Here is a 4,089-nt window from a genome sequence, read left to right as displayed (position 1 = left end):
ACTATTTTCTGCAGGCCGGCGAGCAGAAACCCCCGCTGGAAACCTTTGAGCGCGCGCCCTATGCGGAAGTCATCGGCCGTGAGCACAAGACCGTGCGCGAGGATGTGGCGCTGGTCGACCAGTCGTCCTTCTCGAAATTCGAGATTTCGGGTCCCGGCGCGTTCGCCTACCTGCAATGGCTGGCGGCAGCCAATCTCGACCGCGGCATCGGTTCGGTCATCTACACGCAACTGCTCAACAAGCGCGGCGGCATCGAATCCGACCTGACCGTCATGCGCCCGCGCGAGAATGCTTTAGTGGAGATCGTTGGGCGAGCCCACGAAAAAGGGCGGGGAATGCCCCGCCCGTTCTCGCTTATTTCGTCGGCACTTCGCGCGGCAGTTCGGTATAGGTGCCGAGCCACTTCTCCTGGATGGCTTTCATGCGGCCGTCGTCCGTCATCTTGAGGATGGCGTCGTCGATCGCCTTCATCAGCGAGGCGCTGTCCTCGTCCTTGCGGCCCACCCAGGCGAGATAGTCGGGGTCGCCGATTTCGGCCGGCTCCAGAAGCGCGAAGCTTTCCGGGCGTTTCGTGACCAGATAGGCCAGGATGGGAAGCGTTCCCGCCACGGCATCCAGCCGCCCGGCTACCAGGTCGGCATAGGCCTCGTCGATCGTGCCGTATTCCCGGATGTCCACGCCGCCGATCTCGTCGCTGAACGCCCGCAGCTTCTTGGCCTGCGTGGAGCCCTGGATCGCGCCTGCCACCTTGCCCTTGATGTCTTCCGGCTTGCGGATGTCGTTATTTCCCGCCGCACGGATGAGTCCGACCGGTGCATAGACGACCGGCAGGGTGAACGCGTAGCGCTCGAGTCGCTCCGGGGTAATCGCCGCCGCGGTGGTGACGATGTCGAACTTCTTGACCTCCATGCCTGGCAGCTGGGCCGGCCAGGGGATGTCCTGGTAGACCGGCTCGACGCCGAGTTCCTTCGCGACTTCGTCGAACAGGTCCTTGTTGAGACCTTCGTACTTGCCGTCGACGACCATGCCGAAGGGCGTGAAGTGCATGTCGACCGAGGTTACGATCTTGCCGGCGGCCTTGATGTCGGCCAGTTGGTCGGCATTTGCCGGGCCGGCGAGCGCCAGAAGCGCGACGCCGGCCAGGGCGGATGTGAGCATTTTGGAAAAGGTCATGTGGTTCTCCTCGCTGGACCTTCCTGTTCAGTTGTCTTTCTTTGAAGCCGCGTCGAAACTCGCGATCGCCGCGGCCAGCGCCTGTGCGCGGTCTTCGACGATAAGCCGGCCCATTTCCTCTGTTGCGGCATCGGGACGTTCCGTCACCCCGCCGATCCGCGCCCATTCGTTGTGGCGGTTCACCAGAAGGCCGTTGCTCAACACCTGGTCGAAGAAGGCCGGCGTATCCCCGAGATGGGCGCCGGGCGTGCCGACGAGGTCCGGCGCGATGTGCTGCATCACCGCCGTCTCGTAGACGCCCGCATGGCCGCCCTGCACTTGAGGGGCGTCGGGGGTGACCGAAGTCAGCGTCCAGTAGGAGCAGGCCGCCACCGTCAGCGGCAGGTCGAGCACGACGTCGTTCGAGACGAGGCGCATGGCCTGGTCGTTTCCGCCGTGGCCGTTGACGAACAGGATGCGTTCAAAGCCCGAACGGCTGAGGGTAGAGCAGATATCGCGCAGGACCCTGACATAGGTATCGGCGCTGAGCGAGATGGCGCAGGCGAACAGGTGATGGTGGGAATTGCCGAAGGGCATGAGCGGCGCCAGCACGACCGGGCTGGGGGTATCGACGACCGCAAGCGCCCGCCGGCAGATGGTGTCTGCAATCAGGGCGTCGGTCAGCAGGGGAAGATGCTCGCCATGCTGCTCGGTCGAGCCGATCGGCAGGACGACAATAGCCTTTGGCGCCAATTCCTTGACGTCTTTGCGGGTCAGGCGCCCGAGCTCGATAATGCCACTCATGAAACTTCTCCTCCGGCAGCGCGGTCGAAAATCTCTTTCACTTGTCTATACAAATGGATTTTACGGGGCGCGTCAAGCTGGGATGTGATTGTCGTGCGGACCTACTATCGCCGTCTTTTTGCGGAACCGGTGGGGTTTTGGGCAGGTCGCTGCAGGTTGACGGAATTTTCGTATTTGCCTATACATATTGAGCCTTGTACGCGAAAGCATAGGCGTGAATCCGTCGGCAAATTTTCTGGTGGAATAACGCTGTTCGACAGGCTTGGGTGGAAACCTGTCGAGCAGGGAAAGTTTACATAGAGCAGGCCAAGAGTAGAAATGGGACTGATTTCTGAAAAACTGAGGACCATGGGCGTCGTCCTTCCGGCGCCGATTCGTTTGCCGGATGGCGAATTGCCTTTTCCGTGGGTACGGGTGCTGGGGAACCGCGCGCTGATCTCGGGCCACGGGCCGGCCAGCGGCGACGGTCTTTATTCGAAAAGCAAGGGCCGGGTCGGCGCCGAGGTTTCGTTCGAGGAAGCGTATGCCGCCGCGCGGGACACGGCTTACGCCGTGCTGGCCAACCTCGAGCGGGAACTGGGGGATCTCGACCGCGTGGCGGGCTGGGCGCGCGTCTTCGGCATGGTGAACTGCACCCCGGGCTTCGCCCGCATCCCCGAAGTCATCAATGGTTTTTCCGACGTGATCATCGAGGTCTATGGCCTCGAGCGCGGGCGCCATGCGCGCTCCGCCATCGGCGTCGCCGAACTTCCTTTCGGCATTCCCGTGGAAGTCGAAGCCGAGGTCCTGCTGGCGTAAGGATTGCCCGCCGCCTTTGCGCACGACAAGCGTTCCGCGCTACTGTGCCGCCCGAGCATCTTCGGAATGTGGAAGACGGGCGCCCCTGGCGGCCGGCCGAACGACGAGGCGGAATCGTGGACGAAAAGGTCGCCGAGCGGCACAGCCCGCTGAACCAGCGTATCCGAGCGGATATCGAACTGAACATTCTGTCGGGCAAATGGCCGCCCGGATTCAGGATTCCGTTCGAGCGGGAACTGATGGACATCTACGGATGCTCGCGGATGACCGTCCACAATGCGCTTTCGCGGCTGGTCGAAAGCGGCCTGATCGAGCGCCGCCGCCGCTTGGGTTCCTTCGTTGCCTATCCGGGCACGCATGCAACCGTGCTCAAGCTGCCCGACGTCAAGGCCGAGATCGTTTCCAGCCAGCAAAGCTATGGCTATGAACTGCTTACGCTCAACCGGCGCGTTGCCAACAAGGACGACTCCAGGCGGCTCGGCGAGGCGACGCGCACGACGGTGATCGCGATCACCTGCCGCCATCTGGCCGACGGCGTGCCCTTTGCGTTCGAGGACCGCCTCATCAACGTCGCGTCGGTCCCCGAGGCGTCGATCGTGGATTTCACGACGACGCCGCCGAGCTCATGGCTGTTGATGCACATCCCCTGGACGGAATCGGATCACCGCATAAGCTGCATCAATGCCGACGCCGATCAGGCCCGGATACTCGGGTTGCCGGAGGGAAGGGCCTGCCTCGTGATCGAGCGGCGCACGAAGCGCAACGGCCAGATCATGTCGCAAGTCCGGCAGATTTTCGATGGTCGGAAGCACAGCCTCCACGGCACCTATGCCCTTTCCAACATTTAGGCCCTTTGCCTCGTCCTCGCACCGTCCGGTGGCGCAGGATCAGCGAAGCGTTTCGCTCCGGCGACGCAGGCGACGATGATCACGGTGGACATGATCATGGTCCAGGCGATGGGCTCGCCAAGGAAGACCGCTGCCAGCAGGAAGCCGAAGAAAGGCTGGAGAAGCTGCAACTGGCCGACGCCGGCAATGCCGCCGAGGGCGAGGCCGCGGTACCAGAAGATGAAGCCCACCATCATGCTGAACACCGAGACGTAACCGAGGCCGAGCCAGCCGGGAACCGTGACGTCGCCGAACGTCCCGGGCCAGGTGAGCAGGGTCAGGATGCCCATGACCGGCAGCGATAGAAGGAGAGCCCAGGAGATCACCTGCCAGCCGCCGAGACGCCGGGACAGGGTGGCGCCCTCGGCATAGCCCAGGCCGCATGCGACGACGGCCGCGACCATGAGCAGGTCGCCGGCGAGCGTTCCGCCGTCGCTGCCTTGGAGGG

General features: G+C 63.3%; 5 protein-coding genes and 1 pseudogene. 3 read left to right on the top strand and 3 right to left on the bottom strand.

What is annotated here, in order from left to right; all coding sequences use genetic code 11:
• Positions 1 to 446, top strand: a pseudogene (locus ACFOHJ_RS23615) (hypothetical protein); the annotation flags it as partial.
• Here the strand turns inward: ACFOHJ_RS23615 and ACFOHJ_RS23610 are convergent.
• Together ACFOHJ_RS23610 and ACFOHJ_RS23605 are read right to left on the bottom strand one after the other, a co-directional pair.
• Positions 355 to 1,173: a transporter substrate-binding domain-containing protein gene (locus ACFOHJ_RS23610; protein WP_378225410.1), complete on the bottom strand. Its 819-nt coding sequence runs from the start codon at positions 1,171 to 1,173 to the stop codon at positions 355 to 357. The pseudogene ACFOHJ_RS23615 and the gene ACFOHJ_RS23610 sit on opposite strands and share 92 nt — an antisense overlap.
• 27 nt (positions 1,174 to 1,200) lie before the next feature.
• A complete protein-coding gene (locus tag ACFOHJ_RS23605) occupies positions 1,201 to 1,956 on the bottom strand; it encodes a creatininase family protein (protein WP_378225408.1) in 756 nt (251 codons plus the stop codon).
• A gap of 318 nt (positions 1,957 to 2,274) precedes the next feature.
• On the opposite strand from ACFOHJ_RS23605, the gene ACFOHJ_RS23600 reads away from it, so the two are divergent.
• Complete coding sequence (locus ACFOHJ_RS23600; protein ID WP_378225406.1) at positions 2,275 to 2,754, top strand: RidA family protein; 480 nt, start codon at positions 2,275 to 2,277, stop codon at positions 2,752 to 2,754.
• A 113-nt stretch (positions 2,755 to 2,867) separates the two neighbouring features.
• Positions 2,868 to 3,602 (top strand): UTRA domain-containing protein, encoded by a 735-nt coding sequence (locus tag ACFOHJ_RS23595; protein ID WP_378225412.1) that lies wholly within the window; start codon positions 2,868 to 2,870, stop codon positions 3,600 to 3,602.
• Here ACFOHJ_RS23595 and ACFOHJ_RS23590 read toward each other — a convergent pair.
• On the bottom strand, positions 3,599 to 4,089 hold a 491-nt coding region (locus ACFOHJ_RS23590; protein WP_378225405.1), incomplete at its 5' end, for a DMT family transporter. The genes ACFOHJ_RS23595 and ACFOHJ_RS23590 overlap by 4 nt on opposite strands.

Origin of the sequence: Aquamicrobium soli, assembly GCF_042646345.1 — a bacterium.
GTDB classification, from domain to species: Bacteria; Pseudomonadota; Alphaproteobacteria; order Rhizobiales; family Rhizobiaceae; genus Mesorhizobium; species Mesorhizobium soli_A.
This window is presented reverse-complemented; position numbering and strand designations above follow the sequence as displayed.